Genomic DNA, 577 nt, shown 5'->3' on the forward strand with positions numbered 1-577 from the left:
ATCACCGTCTACATCTTCATCTGAAGTAGGCACTCCGTCTCCATCGTCATCTGTATCTCTGTAATCAGGTATACCATCTCCATCTGTATCATCGTTTTCAGGGTCTCCATCTCCATCCAGGTCTTCATCCGTGTTAGAAACACCATCACCGTCTGCATCATCATCACAAAGATCTCCTATACCATCTCCATCGATATCTGATTGATCTGCATTAGCAACTAATGGACAATTATCAACATCATCAGTGACTCCATCACCATCTGCATCATTGATTGCATCACAACCATCGTCCACTTCCAAATAGTTGGCTATACCATCTCCGTCACAGTCATCATTGGTCGGATCGCCATCTCCATTGGTGTCTTCATCGCTTGTCGATTTACCATCACCATCGTCATCATTATCTCTGTAATCTGGAGTACCATCACCATCTGTATCATCGTTTGCAGGGTTGCCATCACCATCTACGTCTTCATCCTCGGTTGGCACACCATCGCCATCGTCATCAGTGTCTCTGAAATCAGGAGTACCATCTCCGTCAGTATCATCATTGGTAGGATCACCATCACCGTCTACA

At 45.2% G+C, this 577-nt stretch carries 1 protein-coding gene; it reads right to left on the bottom strand.

All coding sequences use genetic code 11. The features are described from left to right. Window positions 1-577, bottom strand: a 577-nt coding sequence (locus E1176_RS00285) for a thrombospondin type 3 repeat-containing protein (RefSeq protein WP_185152468.1), incomplete at both ends; no start/stop codon positions are given.

This window comes from Fulvivirga aurantia (assembly GCF_009711475.1).
GTDB classification, from domain to species: domain Bacteria; phylum Bacteroidota; class Bacteroidia; order Cytophagales; family Cyclobacteriaceae; genus Fulvivirga; species Fulvivirga aurantia.